Origin of the sequence: Chryseomicrobium excrementi, assembly GCF_002798305.1 — a bacterium.
Classification (GTDB): Bacteria; Bacillota; Bacilli; order Bacillales_A; family Planococcaceae; genus Chryseomicrobium; species Chryseomicrobium excrementi.
In genome coordinates, this window is sequence record NZ_PCGR01000001.1 from 651,158 (window position 1) to 672,434 (window position 21,277).

Below are 21,277 nucleotides of genomic sequence, written 5' to 3' on the forward strand. Positions count from 1 at the left end.
TTACGGCAATTCTTTATAATCAATCGTTTCTTGCTCTACAACGACATTATCGATTTCGATCCGGTAAGCTCCCTGCATTCCTTCTTCAATCTCTAATTGCAATCGTCGAGAGACGGTTTCCGTAATTTCAAACTCTTCAATAGGTTCTGCTAAAGTTCGAGTTTTGTCCTGTACAAATATTTTTACATTTTTCGGCTCCGGCTCTTGCCCTTCTTCCGGTTCCTCATATGGAATCTCCACGCTGACAACGTATAACTTGGTTGCCGCTGCTTTTGGGCCTGAGGATAAAACTACGGTGATTGTACTCCCTGGCTCTAATCTCGTTCCTGCAGCAGGATCTTGACGAATCACTTCTCCTGCTGGAACTTCGGAAGAGTTTTCTTTTGTTGAGGAATTAATGACAAACCCTGAAGATTCCTCATATGCATCGAGCGCTCGCTTATTGTAACCTCTTAAATCCTGAACTTGTTGCAAATCAGGTCCTTTACTAATTGTAAGAACCAAGTCTGTCTCAACCGGATTCACTTCTTCTCCTGCTTCAGGCTGTTGAGCAAGAATAGTCCCAGCTGGTTGTTCTGAGAACTCCTCGTTCTCAGTAAGTGACTTGAATTGATCGGAGACGAGCGGACGCACTTGCTCCACACTTCTTCCAACATAGTCATTCATCTCGACCAGCTCAGGTCCTTGCGAGACATACAACGTGATTTCCGTCTCTAAATCCCGCATCCTACCAGCTTCAGGTGTCGTTCGAATAATTCTGTCCTGTTCTACCTCATCAGAAAAATCTTCACGAACTTCGCCCACAATAAAGCCGTTAGCTTCCAACTCTTCAGTGGCTTCTTCAACCGTCATGTTTGTGACATCCGGTACAGCTACTTTGTCGGGTTTGAAAAGCCCAGGAAATGCCACCACTACTATCAAGGCAATTAACAAAAGAGCTCCTAATATGGATGCGATGATGAGACCTGTTTTTTTCTTTTTCTTTTTTGGTTTTTCTTGTGGTTCCGGTGTGTCCGTCAGTTTCCTTGTCTCAGCTAATGAATCGACTGGAATAGGTTGTTTGATGACGGGCATCACCTTTGTTGCATCGTCATCTACACTCGGCATATATTTTTCTTCATTCATTCGTTCCGGATGCAGGGACTGGACCAAATGCTCATGCATCTCTTTAACAGAAGCATATCGATCTTCTGGTTTTTTCGCAGTTGCACGTAGCACGACATTTTCTAAACTTTGCGGAATCGCTGGATTGATAGCTCTTACTGAAGGGGTTTCTGCCTGAAGATGCTTCAGTGCAATCGAAACTGCAGATTCACCTTTAAACGGCAACTGACCTGTTAACAACTCGAACAACACAATTCCAAGTGCATAAATATCTGATTTACGGGTTGCCGTTCCTCCTCTTGCCTGTTCAGGAGACAGATAATGAACAGTACCCAGAACGGAGTTGGTCTGCGTAAACGACGTTGCAGATAAGGCCATCGCAATTCCAAAATCCGTGACCTTTACGTTTCCTTCTTCATCTAGCAAGATGTTTTGCGGCTTGATGTCACGGTGAATGATGTGATGGTCGTGAGCATGTTCAATTGCAGATAGCAGCTGCTTCATAATCTGAACGGCTTTTGCTGGTGATACAGGAGCGTGTTCTGCTATGTATTCTTTTAAGGTTTTCCCTTTTACATGTTCCATTACGATATAATGGATATCGCCATCTTCTCCGACATCATAAATGGTAACGATATTGTCGTGTGTCAGCGATGTCACTGAAAGGGCTTCCCTCTGGAAACGTCTATGCATATCTTCTTCACTTGAAAAATCATAACGCAAGATTTTAATGGCCACGTCGCGATCCAAAATCATATCATGGGCTTGGTAGACATTGGACATCCCACCTCCGCCAATATGCTTTTCAAGCTTATAGCGTCCGCTGATGCGTTTTCCAATCAACATAGTTACTCACCTGCCCTTACTCGGCTGATAATCAGTGAAATATTATCTTCCCCACCTTGTTCATTTGCCAATTCTATCAATGTTTCCACTTTGGCATGGAGCGTTGCCTCCGATTGCAAGACGTGTACCATCTGTTCTGCAGAAACCATGTTGCTCAACCCATCAGAACAAATCAACATGTATTCTTCCGCTCGAAGAGAGACTGTTAAAATATCGGGGTCTATTGAGATTTCCGTGCCGATTGCTTTCATCAACATATTTTTTCTAGGATGTGTGCGGGCCTGCTCTTCACTGATTTCCCCAGAGTCCAACAAGACATTGACGTAAGAATGGTCTTTCGTCAATGGATTGATCTCTCCTTTAGAATACAGATAGACGCGGCTGTCTCCAATATGAGCAAAGGTCACTTTGTTGTTTTGGAATACGGCCGCAATCAGAGTCGTTCCCATTCCTTTACAGCTTGGATCAGATTCTGCGATAGTGCTGATTCGTTCATTCGCTCCTTCGTATGCCTCTTTTAACCACGAAGATACCGTAGTTGCATCACTCGTTAGCTGCAACGTAGATTTTTGAAACCGGTCAACTAGGAAGCGAACGGCAAGTTCACTAGCCACATCCCCTGCGTTATGGCCACCCATTCCGTCTGCTAAAACAGCTAGTATCATGCCAGGTTCCTTTTCTACCACATCTAAATAATCTTCATTAATAGCACGTTTCTTTCCTATATCTGTGCGATGAATTAATTCCATTGTGTCACCCCTTGGTATCTGCTTTAAGTAAAGCTGCTAAATAAAACCCGTCTCCATCTTCATAAGGTAAAACCTGCATACCTGGACCCATAGCTGTGTGAGGCAATTTTTGTAAGATGTCAGGAAGAGACTGTTCATGAAGATCTGGATGCAGCTTTAAGAATCTACTCACGACTTCTTGGTTTTCCTTCGGTTCAATCGTACACGTACTATAGACCAAGATGCCTCCTGGAATTAGAAGATTATAGGCCTCTTCTAAAATGGCAAGTTGGATAGTAGCAAGACGGTCCGCATCTGCTGGTTGTTTTGTATACTTCATATCCGGTTTTCTTCGAATGACTCCATATCCACTGCATGGGGCATCGACTAGAATTCGGTCAAATTGCTTCTGTTCAAGCGATGCTGTTGCATTTCTTGCGTCAGAAGCAATCGTAGTAATCCTTTGAAAGCCTAATCGATAGGCATTGTCATGAATCAGTTTCATTTTATGTTCATGAATATCAAGCGCTGTAATCGCACCCGTGTCTTCCATTAATTGCGCAATATGAGTCGTCTTTCCTCCTGGTGCCGCACACATATCCAGTACATTCAAACCTTCTCGAAGATGTAAAGCATGTGCTGGCATCATGGAACTTTCATCTTGGATTGTGAGTCCACCTGTTGCAAACAATTCAGAAGCCGCTGCTACTTTTCCCGAAAGATGTAGGCTTTCTGGTAAGAGCCCTTTCCTTACTTGGAATCCTTCCTGTTCCAGAGCATGTATTGCCTCATCCACAGAAATTTTATGCGTATTCACTCGAACAGTCTGTGGTGGAGCTACATTGTTCTGAAGCGCGATTTTTTTTGTTTTGTCAAAACCGAAGGCTGTAATCCAGTTTTCAATCATCCAGCGGGGATGACTACTCTCGATAGTAAGTCGCTCGACCGGATCTGCAATTTCATCAAGGCTTGGAGGGCCTTGACGAAGGTAAGCTCGGAGCACTCCATTAATTAGACCTGAAACCCCTTTATGTCCATGAAGTTTTGCAAGCTGCACAGATTCGTTCACTACTGCATGGTCCGGAATTCGGTCTAAATACGTGATTTGATAAACGGCCATGCGAAGCAACCACAGAACCCAGGGCTCAATCTTTCCTTTGAGAAACGGCTTTAGATAATAATCTAACGTCATTTTGTGTTGCAACGTACCATACGTCAATTCCGTCATCAACCCGCGATCGACCGGTGCGATTTTATGTTGTTTTAAATGCTTTGTTAACAACAGGTTACTGTAAGCCTGATTCTTGTCTACTTCAAGCAAGACATGCAGCGCTGCGTCACGAGGATTTCCTATTGATTTTTTCTTCATTCAAATTTATCTCCCACTCTATAGCTCTGCCCGACTCCTCTAAGAAATTCTTCAATAGAGAGTTTTTTCTTACCAGCAGGTTGTAACTCTTGAATCTCTAAAGCGTTGCCGTCACCAGTTTGAACTTGAAAGACTCCGCTCGAGTTGATAATTTCTCCTGGTGCCGCACCAGATTTCCCTCTAACGGGTGTGGCAGACCATATCTTTACTACCGTTCCTTGAAAAGTAGTGTATGCACCTGGCCATGGTGACAGTCCCCGAACTTGATTCCACAGATCACGAGCGGCTTTTGTCCAGTCGAGACGTTCTTGTTCTCTAGAAATATTGCGAGCGAATGTGACCTGTTGTTCGTCTTGAGCAGTTCTCGGATTTGTGCCAGCTACAATCGAAGGAAGCGTCTGTTTTAAGAGCTCTCTTCCCGCAGCGCTCAGTTTGTCAAATAGCGTTCCTGTCGTATCGGTATCCTCGATAGGAAGTTCGACTTGAGAGATGATATCTCCTGCATCTAACTTCTTTTCCATATACATAATAGTCACACCAGTAGTTGGTTCTCCGTCAATTACAGCTTGGTGAATCGGAGCGCCTCCCCGGTATTTCGGTAAGAGTGAAGCGTGGACATTAATTGCACCAAGTCGTGGCAAGTCCAACACTTCTTGTGGAAGCAATTGTCCAAAAGCAGCTGTCACAATTAGATCTGGATTGATTTCTTGTAGTCGTTCCCACTCTGCACTGCCTTTTAGCTTTTCGGGTTGCAATACTTCGATTCCGTGAAGCACAGCTTGCTCTTTTACAGGAGGTGGTGTCATCACTTTTTTACGTCCTACAGGACGATCCGGTTGTGTGACGACAGCCGCCACTTCGTAGCCTTCTTCAACAAGCATGGAAAGGATTGGAGCAGAGAAAGCTGGTGTTCCCATGAATACGATTTTGGTCATAGCTCCTCTTCCTCCTCCATGAACTCATCAGGTGTCACATAGCGGATGATTTTCGATGTGAAAAGGATGCCATTTAAATGATCGATCTCGTGCTGGATAGCTCGTGCCTCATAGTCCTCCGCTTCCAATTCATAGAGGTTACCGTCACGGTCTTCTGCTTCAATTTTTACATAGAAGGGACGCTCGACTTCCCCATAAATATCCGGGAAGCTAAGGCAACCTTCCACTTCAATTTCTTTCCCTCCAATGGCAACGACAACAGGATTGATCATTTCAATCACGTCTTGTCCTTCACCTAAGTCGACTATAGCTACGCGTTTAGAAACACCTACTTGAGGCGCTGCAAGTCCGATTCCGTCTGCTGCGACCATTGTGTCGTACATATCATCTAGAAGCTTAGCAAGTTTCGCATCAAACTTCGTCACTTCCTCAGCAGGAGTTGTCAAAATATCATTTGGGTGAGTCACTAGTTTTAAAATTGTCATGGGTATTCCTCATTTCTATACAATCGTAGACGGATGCAAATCAATAGAGATGCGTACGCCTTGTTTCTCCCAATCGGTTCGTGCCAGTTTCAACAATTGATGGAGAGTTTCTGTTAACTTTGGTTCTTGTTTGTATTTGATCATGCACTGGTAGCGGTAGCGATCTTGGATGCGGCTGATGGCAGATGCCGTCGGTCCGATGACTGCAGTTGTATGCGAAAGTCGTACTCGTAACCAGTCCGCAACTCGAGCGGCGTACTCCGAAGTCGTAAGAACATCTTGATGGCTGATTTGAATGTGGGTCAAATAATAAAAAGGAGGATACTGATACACTTTTCGGACTTGCATCTCTTGCGTGTAAAACCCTACGTAATCATGCGTCTGCGAACAAGTCAGCGCATAATGCTCCGGGTCATACGTCTGCACGATGACGTGCCCTGCCTTTTCATGACGACCGGCGCGACCACTGACCTGAGTGATCAACTGGAACGTCTTTTCTGCTGCTCGGAAGTCCGCTAAGTGTAGCGAGGTATCCGCATTTAAGACCCCGACTAGCGTGACGTTGGGAAAATCGAGACCTTTCGCAATCATCTGAGTTCCTAATAAAATATCTGCTTGGTGGTTTCCAAAATGGTGCAAGATGCGTTCGTGGGCGCCTTTTGTACGAGTTGTATCGACATCCATCCGCAGCGTACGAGCTTCTGGAAAAAGCCGCGTAATTTCTTCTTCCACTTTTTGAGTTCCTGTACCAAAGAAACGGATATGTTCACTCTCACAATGCGGACACTGAGTTGGCACTTGTTCTTCGTAGCCACAATAGTGACAACGCAACGCTTCTCCCATTCGGTGATAGGTGAGTGAAATATCGCAATTTGGACACTGGACGGTTGAACCACAATCCCTACAAAGCACAAATGAAGAGAAGCCTCGTTTGTTTAAGAACAAGACAACCTGCTCTTTTTTTTGTAGGCGATCTCTAATGGCATCTATCAGCTCAATGCTGAACATCGAGCGGTTGCCCCCTTTTAATTGCTCTCTCATATCAATCAGATCGACAGGTGGGAGTTCTTTAGCATTTGCTCTACTCGGCAATTCTAAAAGCGTATAGACCCCTTTTTTCGCTCGAGCATAGGACTCGATGGAAGGAGTGGCACTCCCTAAGATCACGGGACACTTTGCAAAGGCTGCGCGCCATTTGGCCACTTCCCGTGCATGGTAGCGTGGAGAATCTTCTTGTTTATAAGAGGATTCGTGCTCTTCGTCTAAGATGATTAGTCCCACATTTACAAAGGGTGCGAAAATCGCAGAACGTGCACCGACTACAACGCGCACTTCCTGACGATGGATTTTCCGCCATTCATCGTACTTTTCTCCAATAGAGAGACCGCTATGAAGTACTGCGACTTGGTCTCCAAAACGCATTTTGAAACGCGTCACCATTTGTGGTGTCAATGCGATTTCCGGAACTAGCATAATAGCTTCTTTCCCTTGAGAGAGGGCATGTTCAATCGCTTGGAGGTAAATTTCTGTCTTTCCACTTCCAGTAATCCCGTGTAGAAGAAAGACATCACTCTTCAACTCGTCTTGAGCTTGTTCAATTTGCTGGAGTACGGACTGTTGCGTAGGTGTTAGTTCTACGATTTTGTCAACAGACGTGTCTGCTAATAATTCAATTTCTCGGTAAACTTCTTGGCGCGTCTTTTGCAAGATTTCTTTGTCTACCAAGGCTTCTACTACAGCAGCAGTCACCGAGACTTCCTGCTGCAGTTCAGCCAATGTGAAACGCTCTTTTCCTGTACGCTGAATCCACTCTAGCACGGCCATTTGTTTTTTGGCGTTTCCAGAGAGTGCTGCATTAGGCTGAATGACTTCAAAAACGGTCTGCAATTTCGGCTTCGCTTTTTGACGAATCCGATTTTCAATCACGGCAGTTGAAGTATCTAAGTGACGTTTCAATTCTGAGATCAAATTCTCTTTCTCAAGTACTGTAAAGTCTACTTCGTTGTCTTTAGAAAGATGACGTCGAAACGCATCTGACACAAGTTCAGGTTGTCTGATTTGAATGATTTTTGAATACGTTGCCCGCAGAGCTGCAGGTATCATAATTTGCAAGGCGTCATTGTAAAAACAAAGAGTATCGTCTTTCAACCACTCTGCAAGCTTTAGCATTTCTGCTGTTAAGACTGGCTCTAAATCGATGACAGACTCTATCGGCTTTAGTTTATTCATATCGAGGTCACTTTTGTCCGCTAAACCCACTACAAATCCCTGAACTTTTCTAGGACCAAATGGCACATGAACTCGAATACCCGGTTGTAGAAAGGGTTCTAAGTGTTCAGGTACTCGGTAATCAAATGGACGATCGATAGCTGCCGTGGACACATCCACGATGACACGTGCAATCACGAGTGCCATCCCTCCTGCTTCACAATGTGCTGGAGCAGTTCTGTAGCTAGTTGGTCTTTCGCTAGCATCGGGAAGTCCACTTTTCCTTCGCTTGAAAACATCACCACTTTGTTGGTGTCGGTCCCAAAGCCCACTCCTGGTTGTGTCACATCGTTTGCAATAATATAATCTGCATTTTTCTTTTGTCGTTTGGCGTCTGCGTAGGCTTCTACATCATTTGTCTCTGCTGCAAACCCGATGATAATCTGATGCGTTTTCGCTGCACCCATTGTAGCTAAAATATCCGTAGTACGTTCCATTTCAAGTGACGTATCTCCTTGTTGTTTCTTCACTTTTTGGTCGGCCGGATGCTTTGGCTTGTAATCTGCGACAGCCGCGGTTTTGATTAACAAGTCCGTTGTGCTAAAGCGTTTCTCAACCGCTTCCAACATCTCTGCTGCGCTCTCTACATCGATACGTGTGACACCAGGTGGTGTCGCTAAACCTACAGGTCCTGCAACAAGTGTCACGTTTGCCCCAAGTTCAGCTGCCGCTTTTGCCATGGCAAATCCCATCTTCCCAGAAGAGAAGTTAGAGACATACCGAACCGGATCAATACGTTCTCTCGTGGGTCCCGCTGTTACTACGACTTGTTTCCCAATTAAAGGTTTTGACTTGTTGGTGCGATTTAAAATCAGTTCCGTAATCTTCTCTGGCTCTTCTAAACGACCTTTTCCAACATAGCCACAAGCTAAATACCCTTCAGAAGGTTCAATGAAGCGAACTCCACGTTTATACAAGGTATCGATATTTTGTTGCACGGCTGGATGGTCATACATATGCACGTTCATTGCAGGTGCCATCCAGACCTCTTTTGTTGTGGCGAGAAGTGTCGTCGTGATCATGTCATCTGCAATACCATTCGCATATTTCCCAATGACGTTGGCCGTTGCTGGCGCAACGACGACAAGGTCTGGCCAATCCGCTAAATCAATATGGGCAATGACACGTGAATCTTTTTCATCAAATGTATCAAAGTAGACGTCATTGCGGGACATCGCTTGAAACGAAAGTGGTTGGACAAATTCCATTGCCGATTGTGACATAATGACACGGACATCTGCACCCGCTTGAGTAAGTTTACTGACAAGCGCCACTGCTTTGTAGACCGCGATTCCACCTGTCACACAGAGTAAAATTTTTGTTGACCCAGTCATTCGAAAATCCCCTTTTATACAGAATGACCTCCCAAAGACATTCTTTGGGAGGTAGGTTTTTATACTTCGTCTTCGTATACTACGTTTTGATCGGCTGCTTCATTGATTAAAACGCCTGTAGCGATCTCTTCAAGTGCCTTGCCGACATTTTTATCAGAAACATACTTCACAAGACGCATGTTCTTTTCTTCTTGCATTTGGCGTGCACGCTTAGAAGCGATACTCACCAAAGAGTATTTTGAATCAACTTTTTTCTTTAACGAATCCACTGATGGATATAACATTTAGAGCTCTCCTTTCAACATAGCCTTGTAGCGCTGTTCTACACGTTCACGCTTACAATGCTCAGCTGTCACAATCGCATTAATTTTATCACATGCACGCTCGACTTGGTCATTTTCAACAACGTAATCATACAGATCCATCATCGCAAGTTCTTCACGAGCTGCTGCAATTCGTGCTTGAATCACATCATCCGTTTCCGTACCTCTACCTACTAGACGGCTCTCTAGCTCAGAAAGGCTAGGAGGTGCTAGAAAAATAAAGAGCGCATCCGGTGCTTTTTCACGAACAAGTTTTGCACCCTGCACTTCAATTTCTAAAAACACATCGCGTCCAGCATCTAATGTGTCATTGACATAGTCCAGTGGAGTACCGTAATAATTGCCTACATAGTTGGCATACTCAAGGAGTCGTCCTTGTTCAATCAGTTCTTCAAACTCTTCTTTCGATTTAAAAAAATAATCAACACCGTCTACTTCGCCTTCGCGCGCTTTCCGTGTTGTCATTGAAATCGAATATTCATAATTTGTTTCTGGGGTGGAAAAGAGCTCTTTTCGCACCGTCCCTTTCCCTACACCCGAAGGTCCAGAGAGGACAATTAAGATGCCGCGTTCTTTGTACATAATGACTCCTTCACATTCAACATACTTACTTGATTATAGCACATCATGATAGAATAGAACAAAACGTTTTGAAAGAGGAATTAAAATGGCATTTGACGGTTTATTTACAGCAGCAATCACAAAAGAATTACACCAGCTTCAAACGGGCCGTATCACGAAAGTCCACCAGCCAAATGCACAAGAGTTGATGCTCCATATCCGTGCAGGAGGAAAAAACCACAAGCTTCTATTCTCCATCCATCCGTCGTATGCACGTATTCACTTAACGTATGAATCTATCGACAACCCCGCATCACCACCGATGTTCTGTATGATGATGCGCAAGCATATTGAAGGTGGCTTTATTGAAAAAGTGGAACAGATCGAAGCAGACCGGATCATCCAACTAACGATTCGCAGTAAAGATGAAATTGGTGATGACACGAGCCGCATCTTGATTATGGAAGTGATGGGACGTCACAGCAACTTGACGCTCGTCAACGGGGACACATTCAAAATCATCGAGACGATGAAGCACCTTCCCCCTTCAATGAACTCGTACCGCACGATGATGCCGGGTCAAGATTATATTTATCCACCAAAACAAGATAAAGAAAATCCGTTTCTTCTAACAAAAGATGCCGTTCCGACGCTTGATGCAGATGGTTGGATGGCGACTTACCAAGGCGTGTCCAAAATTCACGCTGAAGAACTCGCTTCTCTGTCTCCATCGGATGCTTTTGACTTTGTCATGAGTTTCTCGTCAGGAGGGAGTCAGCCAGGAAGTGCAGAAGTTGGCAGCAAGACCGTATTTTCTGCGAGTCCTCTCTCTCATCTCGACTCATCTTGGGTCGCAGCAGAGTCACTTGGTCACCTACTCGACCGCGTGTATTACCAAAAAGCGGAGCGTGATCGTGTCAAACAACAGGCAGGAGATTTGGAGCGCTGGTTGATCAACGAACGCAAGAAATTGACGACGAAATTGAAAAAGCTCAAAACGGACATGACTCGTGCGGAAAACTTACAAGAGTATCAAAAACACGGGGAACTGTTGATGGGCAATCTGCATGCCATGACTAAAGGTATGAAAGAGGTCGAAGTCATTGATTATTACGATGAGAATCAAGCGATGCTGACGATTGCTCTCGACCCTAAGAAGTCACCTTCTCAGAATGCCCAATCGTATTTCCACCGATACACGAAAGCGAAGACGGCTCTGCACGAAGTTCAAGTGCAGCTTGATAAAACTACTGAAGAACTCACCTATCTAGATGAAATCATGCGACAACTGGAACAGGCTTCTCCGTCGGATATCGAAGAAATTCGTGAGGAACTGATGGAACAAGGCTACTTGAAAAAACGTTCGAAAGCGAAGGCTCGTAAAGAAGTGAAGATTAAGCCGGAATCGTACCGTTCTTCAGACGGTACCTCGATTTCTGTTGGGAAGAATAATAAGCAAAATGACTACGTGACGTTCAAGCTCGCAAAGCGAACTGATACGTGGTTGCATACGAAAGATATCCCCGGCTCTCACGTCGTCATTCACGATGCCGACCCGTCTGAGCAGACGATTTTAGAAGCGGCTACTTTAGCAGCTTATTTCAGTAAAGCTCGAGAATCTTCTTCAGTACCCGTAGATTACACCGAAGTGCGTCATGTGAAAAAACCGAACGGCTCAAAGCCTGGATTTGTGATTTATTTTGAACAAAAGACAGTGTATGTCACACCTGACCAAGAGACGATCCGTGGTATGCAAAAGTAAGAATTCAAAAAGGTCGGGAGCTATACTTCAGCTCCCGACCTTTTTATTATGCATTTTTCTGTTGAAGTTCTTCGTGCCAGTTCTTGATAAATCCTAACTGCTCTTCATTCAGGGCACCACTCTGTTGCGCTTGCTCTGTCAATTTCGGAAGCGTCGTTAAAGATTCATAGGGAACGCCTACCTTCTCGAACGCTTGCGCAGCTTTCGGCAACTCGTAAGAGAAGATACTCACAACACCAAGTACATCTGCACCTTCTTTTTGCAGAGCCTCCACAGCAGTAATGCTGCTACCGCCTGTCGAAATCAAGTCTTCAATAACAACGACTTTTTGCCCTTCAATTAGCTTCCCTTCGATTTGATTGCCTCTTCCGTGCTCTTTCGCTTTCGAGCGAACATAAACCATCGGTAGCTGCAATTCACTACTGACCCAAGCTGCATGAGGAATACCCGCAGTTGCTGTCCCTGCTACTACTTCACACCCGGGAAACTCAGCTTCAATTTTTTTAGCTAGTTGTTTCGCCACTACCTCACGAAGCTCCGGGTATCCCATCAACAAACGGTTGTCACAATAGATGGGAGACTGGATGCCAGAAGCCCAAGTGAATAACGGGTCTGTAGAAAGTTGGACCGCTTGAGCGGATAAAAGTGCTTGTGCTACTTGATCTGTCATTTAGATACTCTCCCATTCTGTTACGATTTGGCGATAGGCTACAAGTGGATCTTGTGACCCTGTAATTGCTCTTCCTACTACAATATGTGTTGCCCCCGCTTCTCTCGCTTGTAAAGGTGTTGCAATTCGGTGTTGGTCATGTGCCACCCCTCCAGCCAAACGAATCCCCGGAGTCACTTTGAAAAATGTTTCTCCTATCGATTCACGTAACAGCGCCGCTTCATGAACCGAACAAACGACTCCATCAAGACCTGCCTCTTTAGTCAATTTCGCATAGTGAAGGACCGATTGGTCAAGCGCTACAGGAATCAATTGCTCTCGTTTCATCTGTTCTTCAGTTGTAGACGTCAGTTGCGTGACGGCAATGAGTTTTGGAATCTCTCCTGTAGCACCTTCAGCAAGTCCTTCCTTTGCAGCCTTCATCATCTCTACTCCGCCAGCTGCATGGACATTTACGAGATCCACTCCTAGTCGTGATAGACCCTTCATCGCTTTATAGACAGTTGTAGGAATATCATGAAGTTTCAAATCTAAGAAAACTGAATGTCCCTGTTCCTTTAACTGAGAGATAACTTGAGGTCCATTTTGAAGATAATATTCCATTCCCACTTTGACAAAAAGCGGCTCATGAAACTGTTTTAAAAAAGAGGACACCTCTTCTGGAGATGCAAAATCTAAAGCAATGATAGGTTGTGTCATCGGTGTGCCCTCCCTATTACTTCTTCTATTGACGTATAACCAAGCTCTGCCAATCGTTCTGGAAGCTCTTCAATAATCGTTGGACATACTAAAGGATCTACAAAGTTTGCCGTTCCAACGGCTACTGCAGAAGCTCCTACAGATAAGAAATCAATAACATCCTGTGCGTCTTGAATGCCTCCCATTCCGATAATCGGAATCGAGACTTGTGGATACACCTCATAGATCATGCGAAGCGCAACAGGTTTGATAGCTGGCCCAGATAAGCCGCCTGTCTTGTTTGCGAGTACAGGTTTCCCCGTTTTTTCATGTAAGCGCATGCCGAGTAACGTGTTGATCATCGTCAGTCCGTCCGCTCCAGCTTGTTCAACAGCTTTCGCGATGTCGACGATGTTCGTCACATTCGGAGACAGCTTCACATAGACCGGAACAGAAGATACTTCTTTCACAGCGCGAGTCAGTCCCGCCGCAATTTCAGGGTCCGTTCCAAAAGCAATCCCTCCGCATTTGACATTAGGACACGAGATATTGAGCTCTAGTGCGTGGACGTTAGGTGCTTGAGAGATCTCTCTTGCTACCGCCACATAATCCTCGACTTCTGATCCCGCAACGTTCGCAATAATCGGCACATCGTGTTGTTCAAGCCAAGGAAGTTCATGTTCTAAAACATGAGCAAGGCCTGGATTTTGTAAGCCGATTGCATTCAGCATTCCAGAAGATGTCTCCGCTACACGAGGTGTTGGATTGCCAAAACGGCTCTCTTCCGTCGTCGCTTTAATCATGATGGCACCAAGTACGGAGAGGTCATAAAACTTCGCGTATTCTTGACCGAATCCGAAACAACCGGAAGCTGGCATAATCGGATTTCTTAAATTTAATCCTGGTAATTGAGTCGCTAATGCGTTCATGCAATCACCCCCGCCGGGAAGACCGGTCCGTCAGAACAGACTTTCACGTAGTCGCCGCCACCTGTAGTCGTCGGGCAGACACAAGCGAAACACGCTCCGATTCCACAGCCCATTCGTTGTTCGTAGGAGAGATAACCGGGCACATCGGGTAATGCCTTCTCCACTGCATGTAGCATGGCATGTGGTCCGCAACTATAATAGATAGCTGGTTTTTGTTCAAACAAGGCCATTTGATCAGTCACAAAGCCACCAAGACCATGAGAGCCGTCCACTGTTGTCACATACGTTTCACCGAACTCTCGAAACTGCTCTTCATAGAACACATCATCTGCTGATTGGAAGCCAAGGACGATGGTCAATTTTACCCCCGACTCGGACAGTCGTTTAGCAAGTTCATAAAGAGGAGGGACTCCAATCCCTCCTCCAATGAGCCACGCATGAATATCCGGTGTTGCAACGACCGGAAACCCATTCCCTAGTGGCCCCATGACATCAATTGTGTCTCCGGGGCGTTTTTCGGAAAGAAGTTTCGTTCCTCTTCCGTCCACTCGGTAAATCATCGTGAACTCGAGTGTATCTTGGTCGATTGAACAAATACTGATAGGTCTACGAAGCAGTGGTTCGTGATGACCGGATACTTTAATATGGACAAACTGGCCAGGCTGGTTCATCGCTGTAGTATGTTGACCAATTACGGTCATCTCAAATACATCTCGTGCAATTTCTTTGTGGCGCACGATTTCCATTTTTCCCGTATGAATCATCCACGCACCTCCGCTGGTTGCATTGTTTCTGTTGTGAACGTCATGGATTCCATCACTCGTAAGATGGCTTCAGCAGTATCGAGCGAAGTTAAGATCGGCACCCCGTTCTCAACTGCTTCACGACGGATTCGGAAGCCGTCACGCGCCGGTTGTTTTCCTTTTGTCAACGTGTTGACGACAAACTGCGCTTTACCTGATTGGATCACATCGACTAAAGTCTCCCCTGTATCTCCGATCTTATTGACAGTCTGCACTGGAATTCCTTGCTCTTCAAATACAGCTGCTGTTCCCCCAGTAGCAAGGATGCGGTAGCCAATTGCATGGAATCGTTTTGCAAGATTTGCCGCTTCTTGCTTGTCTTTGTTCGCTACTGTCATCAGGACTGTACCATGAGGTTTCATTTCTAGACCTGCAGCAACTAGACCTTTATATAGTGCTTTCTCAAGCGTTCGGTCTTTCCCTAACACTTCTCCTGTCGACTTCATCTCTGGTCCTAATGTAATATCGACACGGCGCAGTTTCGCAAAGCTGAACACCGGCACTTTTACATAAACGCCTGGTTGATTTGATGCAAGTCCAGGTGTGTAGCCCATTTCCGTCAATGTTTTTCCAAGAATTGCTTTTGTAGCTAAGTTCGCCATCGGGATTCCTGTGATTTTACTTAAGAACGGTACTGTACGGCTTGCACGCGGGTTCACTTCGAGAACGTAGATCTCTCCTTTAGAAATCACGTACTGAATATTGAGAAGCCCTACTGTTTTTAATGCTTTAGCTAAGCGCATCGTATAATCTACCAACTGCTCGATATGCTCGTTCGACAAGTTCTGAGGTGGGTATACTGCAATCGAGTCACCAGAGTGGACTCCAGCGCGTTCGATATGTTCCATGATTCCTGGAATGACGACGGATTCTCCGTCTGAAATTGCATCCACTTCAATCTCCGTACCCGTCAAGTAGCGGTCTACAAGAACCGGATGTTCTGGACTCGCTTCTACCGCATATTCCATGTAGTGTTTCAGTTCATCTTCGTTGTAGACAATTTCCATAGCACGGCCGCCAAGGACGTATGAAGGGCGGACTAGAACTGGGAATCCGATTTCTCTCGCATTTGCTAAAGCCTGCTCTACAGATACAGCTGTTTTCCCTTCTGGTTGCGGAATGCCGATCTCACGAAGTAGCGCTTCAAACTTGTCGCGATTTTCTGCGCGGTCCAAGTCTTCTAAGCTAGTGCCTAGAATCTTGACACCACGTGCTTCTAATCCTGCTGCTAAGTTAATAGCCGTCTGACCGCCAAACTGGACGATAACTCCTTCTGGCTTTTCAAGCTCAACAATGTGCATCACATCTTCAAGTGTCAGAGGTTCAAAGTACAACTTGTCTGAAATCGAGAAGTCTGTTGAAACGGTCTCTGGGTTGTTGTTGACGATGATTGCTTCGTATCCTGCTTCTTTGATCGCCCATACAGAGTGAACTGTCGCATAATCGAACTCGACACCTTGACCGATTCGGATCGGGCCAGAACCTAGTACCATAACACTTGGCTTGTCACTGCGAATCGATTCATTTTGTTTTTCATAAGTGCCGTAGAAGTATGGAGTTTCCGATTCGAACTCTCCTGCACATGTGTCTACCATTTTATAGACTGGGAACATGTCTTGTTGCTTTCTGAAATCGTAAACTTGTTGCTCCGTCCAGTTCCATAGCTTCGCAATCGTCACATCTGCAAAGCCCATGCGCTTCGCTTTATACAAGACGTCAAGATCTCCTACGTTTTCTTTAAGTGTAGTCTCGTAATCGACGATTCCTTTTAATTTGTTCAGGAAGAAGAAGTCGATTTCGCTCCACTCGTGGATTTGTTCCACTGTCATGCCGCGACGTAGTGCTTCTCCGATAAAGAACAGACGCTCATCTCCCGCGCGCTTGATGCGCTTGATGATCCATTCATCTGTAATCGTGTGTGCATTTTTCATCTCGAGGTGCATGTGTCCAGTTTCTAGGGAGCGAATGGACTTCAAGATGGCTTCTTCAAATGAACGTCCTAGAGACATCACTTCTCCCGTTGCTTTCATCTGTGTGCCAAGATTTCGTTTTGCCGATTCAAATTTATCAAATGGCCAGCGAGGAATTTTTGCGACGATGTAGTCAAGTGCTGGTTCGAAACATGCGAATGTCTTGCCTGTTACTGGGTTCATCATCTCATCAAGAGTTAGACCCACAGCAATTTTCGCAGCAAGTTTTGCAATTGGGTATCCTGTTGCTTTAGATGCCAGTGCAGACGAACGACTCACACGAGGATTCACCTCGATGATGTAGTACTGGAAGCTATGCGGATCTAGTGCAAGTTGCACGTTACAGCCACCTTCAATTTTCAAAGCGCGAATAATTTTTAAGGAAACGTTTCGCAACATCTGGTTTTCACGGTCTGTCAATGTCTGTGTTGGCGCGACAACGATGGAATCCCCTGTATGGATTCCGACTGGGTCAAAGTTTTCCATATTACACACGACGATTGCGTTGTCTGCCGAGTCACGCATTACTTCGTATTCGATTTCTTTAAATCCTGCAATCGACTTTTCAAGTAGACATTGAGTCACCGGGCTGTACTTCAAACCACTTGTTACGATTTCCTGAAGCTCTTGGTCATTGTGACAGATTCCTCCACCTGTTCCTCCAAGGGTAAATGCCGGACGAACGATGACTGGATAGCCGATTTGGGTCACAAAATCTTTTGCTTCATCTAAGTTATGGATGATGGTACTTTCAGGAACAGGCTCACCAAGTTCATTCATGAGAGTGCGGAACAAGTCACGGTCTTCTGCTTTGTGGATAGCTTCTAGTTTCGTACCTAAAATCTCGACATTTAACTCGTCTAAAATTCCAGAACCATGAAGTTCAATCGCCATGTTCAGTCCTGTCTGTCCACCAAGTGTCGGAAGAATCGCATCAGGACGTTCTTTTCGAATGATGTTTGAAACAAACTCTAGAGTCAGCGGCTCCATATACACTTTATCCGCCATCTCGGTGTCCGTCATAATAGTAGCTGGATTCGAGTTCACCAAGATCACACGGTATCCTTCTTCGCGCAGTGCGATACAAGCTTGTGTTCCCGCGTAATCAAATTCAGCTGCTTGTCCGATGACGATTGGTCCAGAACCGATTACTAAAATGGTATTGATATCGTGTCGTTTAGGCATGTAAAGTCCCCGCTTTCGTAGATGTGTGCATGAGCTTAATGAATTGATCAAATAAGTGAACCGAATCTTCTGGTCCTGCTGAACCTTCTGGGTGGAACTGAACGCAGAACACCGGGTAGTGTTTATGGCGAACGCCTTCCACCGTCTGGTCATTTAGAGCAATATGAGTCAATTCAAGGTCTGTGTTTTCAAGTGACTTCAAGTCAATCGCATAACCGTGGTTTTGTGAAGTCAGTTCTGTACGGCCTGTTGTTAAGTCTTTAACAGGGTGGTTCGCACCACGGTGACCGAACTTCAATTTAAAGCTAGTTGCTCCACTTGCTAGTGAAATCAACTGGTGGCCTAGACATACTCCAAACATCGGAACATGCGGAATCAGCTGACGTACTGTCTCAATAGCTTCTGGAATGTCGGTCGGATCTCCAGGTCCGTTTGACAACATGACTCCATCTGGTTGCATAGCAAGAATGGTTTCTGCAGACGTGTTGTAAGGAACTACTGTCACGTCACAGTCTCGCTTGTTCAGCTCACGCAAGATACCGTGCTTCATTCCAAAGTCCATGACGACAACTCGGCAACCGCGGCCTGGGCTCGGATAAGGTCGTTGCGTAGAGACGCGAGAGACTTCATCATGTGGAAGGGACCAAGTGTTGAGCTCCGCTACAATTTCTTCTATATTCGGTTCTTCACCAGCAGATGTTAACTTCCCCCGGAGGGATCCATGTGTACGAAGGAGTTTCGTTAAGTGACGTGTATCGATTCCTGAAATCCCTGGAACGTCGCGCTCTTCCATAAGTTCTCCAAATGTGCGGTGGGAGCGGAAGTTTGACGGTTGCTCTGTCCATTCACGTACGACGACTCCTGCAAGAGTAATCGTCATCGCTTCAAAATCCTCTGGATTGATTCCGTAATTTCCAATAAGTGGATACGTAAGTGTAAGAATTTGTGCACAGTTGGAAGGATCCGAAATAAACTCCTGGTACCCTGTCATTCCCGTTGTAAAGATGACTTCTCCCGTACTTCCTTGTGGTGAACCAAATGCTTCTCCTTCAAATACCGTTCCATCTTCTAAAATTAAATAACGTTTCATCCTTGTTCCCTCCAGACACATTTTCCGTTAAACCAAGTTTCAGTCGGCCAGCCCTTGCATGACCTTCCCTCAAACGGGGTGTTCGTACTTTTTGATAAGAATTCGTTTGAATCAATTGTTTTTTCTAGTTGTGTATCAATCAGTGTAAATTCCGCTTCTTTGCCAAGTTCAAGTTTCCCGTATGGAAGATCAAATACAGCAGCAGGCTTCGTCGTTAAGTAGCTGACGAGTTGTCCTAGTGACCATTTTCCAGTCTCTACAAAGTGTGTGTAGAGCAGCGGAAAAGCCGTTTCAAGTCCTACAATTCCAAACGGAGCCTTTTCAAATCCATGAGATTTCTCTTCCGCCGTATGTGGTGCATGGTCAGTCGCAATGCAATCTAATGTCCCATCGAGTAATCCCTCTAGCAACGCTTGTTGATCCGCTCTCCCACGAAGAGGAGGGTTCATTTTCCAGCTTGCTTCATTTGTCGGAATATCCTCTTCACATAACAGCAAATGGTGTGGGGACACTTCTGCAGTAACATGAATTCCTGCTCGTTTCGCATCTCGAATCACGCGAACAGACTCTTTTGTACTGACGTGGCAAACATGATAATGTACTCCTGTAGCTTCAGCCAGCAGACAGTCACGCGCAATGTGCACCGCTTCAGAGGCTGAAAGAATTCCAGGGAGGCCAAGCTCTTTATTTTTCGAGCCTTCGTGCATCACGCCGCCAAACAGCAAGCTGTTATCTTCACAATGCGCTACCACCGAGATGCCGGCTTCAGCTGCTTGTTTCATTGCTTCATACATCATGCCTGCAGTTTGAACTCCAACTCCGTCATCTGTTAATGCGAACGCTCCCGCTTGTTTCAGTTCAGAAGCATTTGTCAGCTCCTTACCAGCTTCACGGATGGTGATCGAACCGTATGGCAAGACGCGAACAGAAGCCGTTTCTTCAATTCGCTGTTGCAGCCACTCCATAGTTTCTTTCGTGTCCGGAACCGGTCTAGTGTTTGGCATCGAACAAATTGTCGTAAAGCCACCTCGTGCTGCAGCCCGTGTTCCACTTTCAATCGTTTCTTTATGCTCTCCACCCGGTTCTCTTAGATGAACGTGTACGTCGATGAGTCCTGGCAGTAGCAACTTTCCTTGCCCATCAATCACTTCATCAGCATCTTGTACTTCTTCAAAAGAGTGTAGCACTCCGTCCTCTACCACTAATGCTGTCGGAACGAGGTCCCCTTGTTCATTCAGTCGTTGTAGATTGGTCCACATTGTTTTCATCATGCTTCCTCCTTCAATAAGTACTCTAAAATGGCCATTCGCATAAAGACCCCATTCTTCATTTGTTCGAATATCCGTGACTTAGATCCTTCAACCACTTCATCCGCAATTTCTACTCCTCGGTTGAAAGGTGCAGGATGTAAGATGATGGCGTCTTCCTTCATCGCGTGCATGCGCTCTACCGTGAGTCCATACTGGCTGTGGTATTGCTCTTTTGTAAATGACTGCCCCGGTTGGTGGCGTTCGTGTTGCACTCGTAGCAGCATGATGACGTCACTCGTCTTGATGGCATCGTCTAGTGATGCTTGTGTCTCAAACTCAGCTTGCCATTCTGGCGGACTGACAAACTGTAGGTTGGCTCCGAGTCGTGACAGGACTTGAACATTAGACCTTGCCACTCGGCTATGCGCCAAGTCACCAACGATTGTAATCGTCTTTCCTTCGAGCTCCTCGAACTCTTCCATGATGGTCATCAAGTCAAGCAAGCTCTGGGTCGGATGATTGCCTGTCCCGTCGCCACCGTTGATGATCACAGGCTTCACTTTTCCAACAAGCGGTTCGTAATAAGCGTTGTCCGTATGCCGAATGACTACTACATCAACGCCGATGGCTTCTAGCGTCTTTACCGTGTCATACAGTGATTCACCTTTCGTCGCACTAGAGAATTGCGCTTCAAAAGGAAGTACCGTCAGACCGACTTTTCGTTCTGCCATCTCAAAGCTCATCTTCGTTCGAGTGCTCGGCTCGAAAAATAAATTGGTAGCTACTAGCCCAGGCGGAACTTGACTTGGGCTCCCTGCCTTGAGTTGTCTGGCTCGCTTTACTAGAAATAAGATATCGTCTGTTGACAGTTGTTCAATGGTTGTAAGTGTCCGCATGAGTCCCGTCCTTTCATAAAAAAAACCCTTTCCGCAGAGGGAAAGGGTATGAGGAAAGACACGTGACCTGAACGATCCGTGAGCAATCCGC

General features: G+C 45.6%; 18 protein-coding genes. 1 reads left to right on the forward strand and 17 read right to left on the reverse strand.

Going from position 1 to position 21,277, the window contains the following annotated elements; all coding sequences use genetic code 11:
- From pknB to gmk, 9 genes are read right to left on the reverse strand one after another with little or no spacing between them, the layout of a single operon-like run.
- On the reverse strand, positions 1-1,950 hold the full coding sequence (gene pknB, locus CQS04_RS03275; RefSeq protein WP_100352755.1) for a Stk1 family PASTA domain-containing Ser/Thr kinase: 1,950 nt from the start codon (positions 1,948-1,950) through the stop codon (positions 1-3).
- A 2-nt stretch (positions 1,951-1,952) separates the two neighbouring features.
- Positions 1,953-2,699, reverse strand: coding sequence for a Stp1/IreP family PP2C-type Ser/Thr phosphatase (locus CQS04_RS03280; RefSeq protein WP_100352756.1), 747 nt, complete (start codon positions 2,697-2,699; stop codon positions 1,953-1,955).
- A gap of 4 nt (positions 2,700-2,703) precedes the next feature.
- On the reverse strand, positions 2,704-4,047 hold the full coding sequence (gene rsmB, locus CQS04_RS03285) for a 16S rRNA (cytosine(967)-C(5))-methyltransferase RsmB (RefSeq protein WP_100352757.1): 1,344 nt from the start codon (positions 4,045-4,047) through the stop codon (positions 2,704-2,706).
- Positions 4,044-4,982, reverse strand: coding sequence for a methionyl-tRNA formyltransferase (fmt, locus tag CQS04_RS03290; RefSeq protein WP_100352758.1), 939 nt, complete (start codon positions 4,980-4,982; stop codon positions 4,044-4,046). The genes rsmB and fmt overlap by 4 nt, the downstream gene beginning before the upstream one ends.
- Positions 4,979-5,467, reverse strand: a complete 489-nt coding sequence (def, locus tag CQS04_RS03295) for a peptide deformylase (protein ID WP_100352759.1) — start codon at positions 5,465-5,467, stop codon at positions 4,979-4,981. Before def ends, fmt begins: the two co-directional genes overlap by 4 nt.
- A gap of 15 nt (positions 5,468-5,482) precedes the next feature.
- Complete coding sequence (priA, locus tag CQS04_RS03300) at positions 5,483-7,882, reverse strand: primosomal protein N' (protein WP_174688379.1); 2,400 nt, start codon at positions 7,880-7,882, stop codon at positions 5,483-5,485.
- Entirely contained in the window at positions 7,870-9,069 is a 1,200-nt protein-coding gene (coaBC, locus tag CQS04_RS03305; RefSeq protein ID WP_100352761.1) for a bifunctional phosphopantothenoylcysteine decarboxylase/phosphopantothenate--cysteine ligase CoaBC, read from the reverse strand. Before coaBC ends, priA begins: the two co-directional genes overlap by 13 nt.
- Before the next feature lie 59 nt (positions 9,070-9,128).
- Positions 9,129-9,353, reverse strand: coding sequence for a DNA-directed RNA polymerase subunit omega (gene rpoZ, locus CQS04_RS03310; protein WP_100352762.1), 225 nt, complete (start codon positions 9,351-9,353; stop codon positions 9,129-9,131).
- Positions 9,354-9,974, reverse strand: a complete 621-nt coding sequence (gmk, locus tag CQS04_RS03315) for a guanylate kinase (protein WP_100352763.1) — start codon at positions 9,972-9,974, stop codon at positions 9,354-9,356.
- Positions 9,975-10,059: 85 nt separating this feature from the next.
- Here gmk and CQS04_RS03320 point away from each other — a divergent pair, with 85 nt between their 5' ends.
- Positions 10,060-11,715 carry an Rqc2 family fibronectin-binding protein gene (locus tag CQS04_RS03320; RefSeq protein ID WP_100352764.1) on the forward strand — a complete coding sequence of 552 codons (1,656 nt, stop codon included), beginning with the start codon at positions 10,060-10,062 and terminating at the stop codon, positions 11,713-11,715.
- A gap of 46 nt (positions 11,716-11,761) precedes the next feature.
- On the opposite strand, the gene pyrE is transcribed toward CQS04_RS03320, so the two are convergent.
- Genes pyrE through CQS04_RS03360 form a run of 8 tightly spaced genes read right to left on the reverse strand, consistent with a single transcriptional unit; the run spans position 11,762 to position 21,186 of the window.
- On the reverse strand, positions 11,762-12,385 hold the full coding sequence (pyrE, locus tag CQS04_RS03325) for an orotate phosphoribosyltransferase (RefSeq protein WP_100352765.1): 624 nt from the start codon (positions 12,383-12,385) through the stop codon (positions 11,762-11,764).
- Positions 12,386-13,084, reverse strand: a complete 699-nt coding sequence (gene pyrF / locus CQS04_RS03330; protein WP_100352766.1) for an orotidine-5'-phosphate decarboxylase — start codon at positions 13,082-13,084, stop codon at positions 12,386-12,388.
- Positions 13,081-13,992, reverse strand: coding sequence for a dihydroorotate dehydrogenase (locus CQS04_RS03335; protein WP_100352767.1), 912 nt, complete (start codon positions 13,990-13,992; stop codon positions 13,081-13,083). The genes pyrF and CQS04_RS03335 overlap by 4 nt, the downstream gene beginning before the upstream one ends.
- Positions 13,989-14,756 (reverse strand): dihydroorotate dehydrogenase electron transfer subunit, encoded by a 768-nt coding sequence (locus tag CQS04_RS03340; protein WP_100352768.1) that lies wholly within the window; start codon positions 14,754-14,756, stop codon positions 13,989-13,991. Before CQS04_RS03340 ends, CQS04_RS03335 begins: the two co-directional genes overlap by 4 nt.
- Positions 14,753-17,950, reverse strand: a complete 3,198-nt coding sequence (gene carB / locus CQS04_RS03345; protein ID WP_100352769.1) for a carbamoyl-phosphate synthase large subunit — start codon at positions 17,948-17,950, stop codon at positions 14,753-14,755. Before carB ends, CQS04_RS03340 begins: the two co-directional genes overlap by 4 nt.
- Positions 17,943-19,040 (reverse strand): carbamoyl phosphate synthase small subunit, encoded by a 1,098-nt coding sequence (locus CQS04_RS03350; RefSeq protein WP_100352770.1) that lies wholly within the window; start codon positions 19,038-19,040, stop codon positions 17,943-17,945. The genes carB and CQS04_RS03350 overlap by 8 nt, the downstream gene beginning before the upstream one ends.
- Positions 19,037-20,308 carry a dihydroorotase gene (locus CQS04_RS03355; protein ID WP_100352771.1) on the reverse strand — a complete coding sequence of 424 codons (1,272 nt, stop codon included), beginning with the start codon at positions 20,306-20,308 and terminating at the stop codon, positions 19,037-19,039. Before CQS04_RS03355 ends, CQS04_RS03350 begins: the two co-directional genes overlap by 4 nt.
- Positions 20,308-21,186 (reverse strand): aspartate carbamoyltransferase catalytic subunit, encoded by an 879-nt coding sequence (locus tag CQS04_RS03360; RefSeq protein WP_100352772.1) that lies wholly within the window; start codon positions 21,184-21,186, stop codon positions 20,308-20,310. Before CQS04_RS03360 ends, CQS04_RS03355 begins: the two co-directional genes overlap by 1 nt.
- Positions 21,187-21,277: the final 91 nt, after the last annotated feature.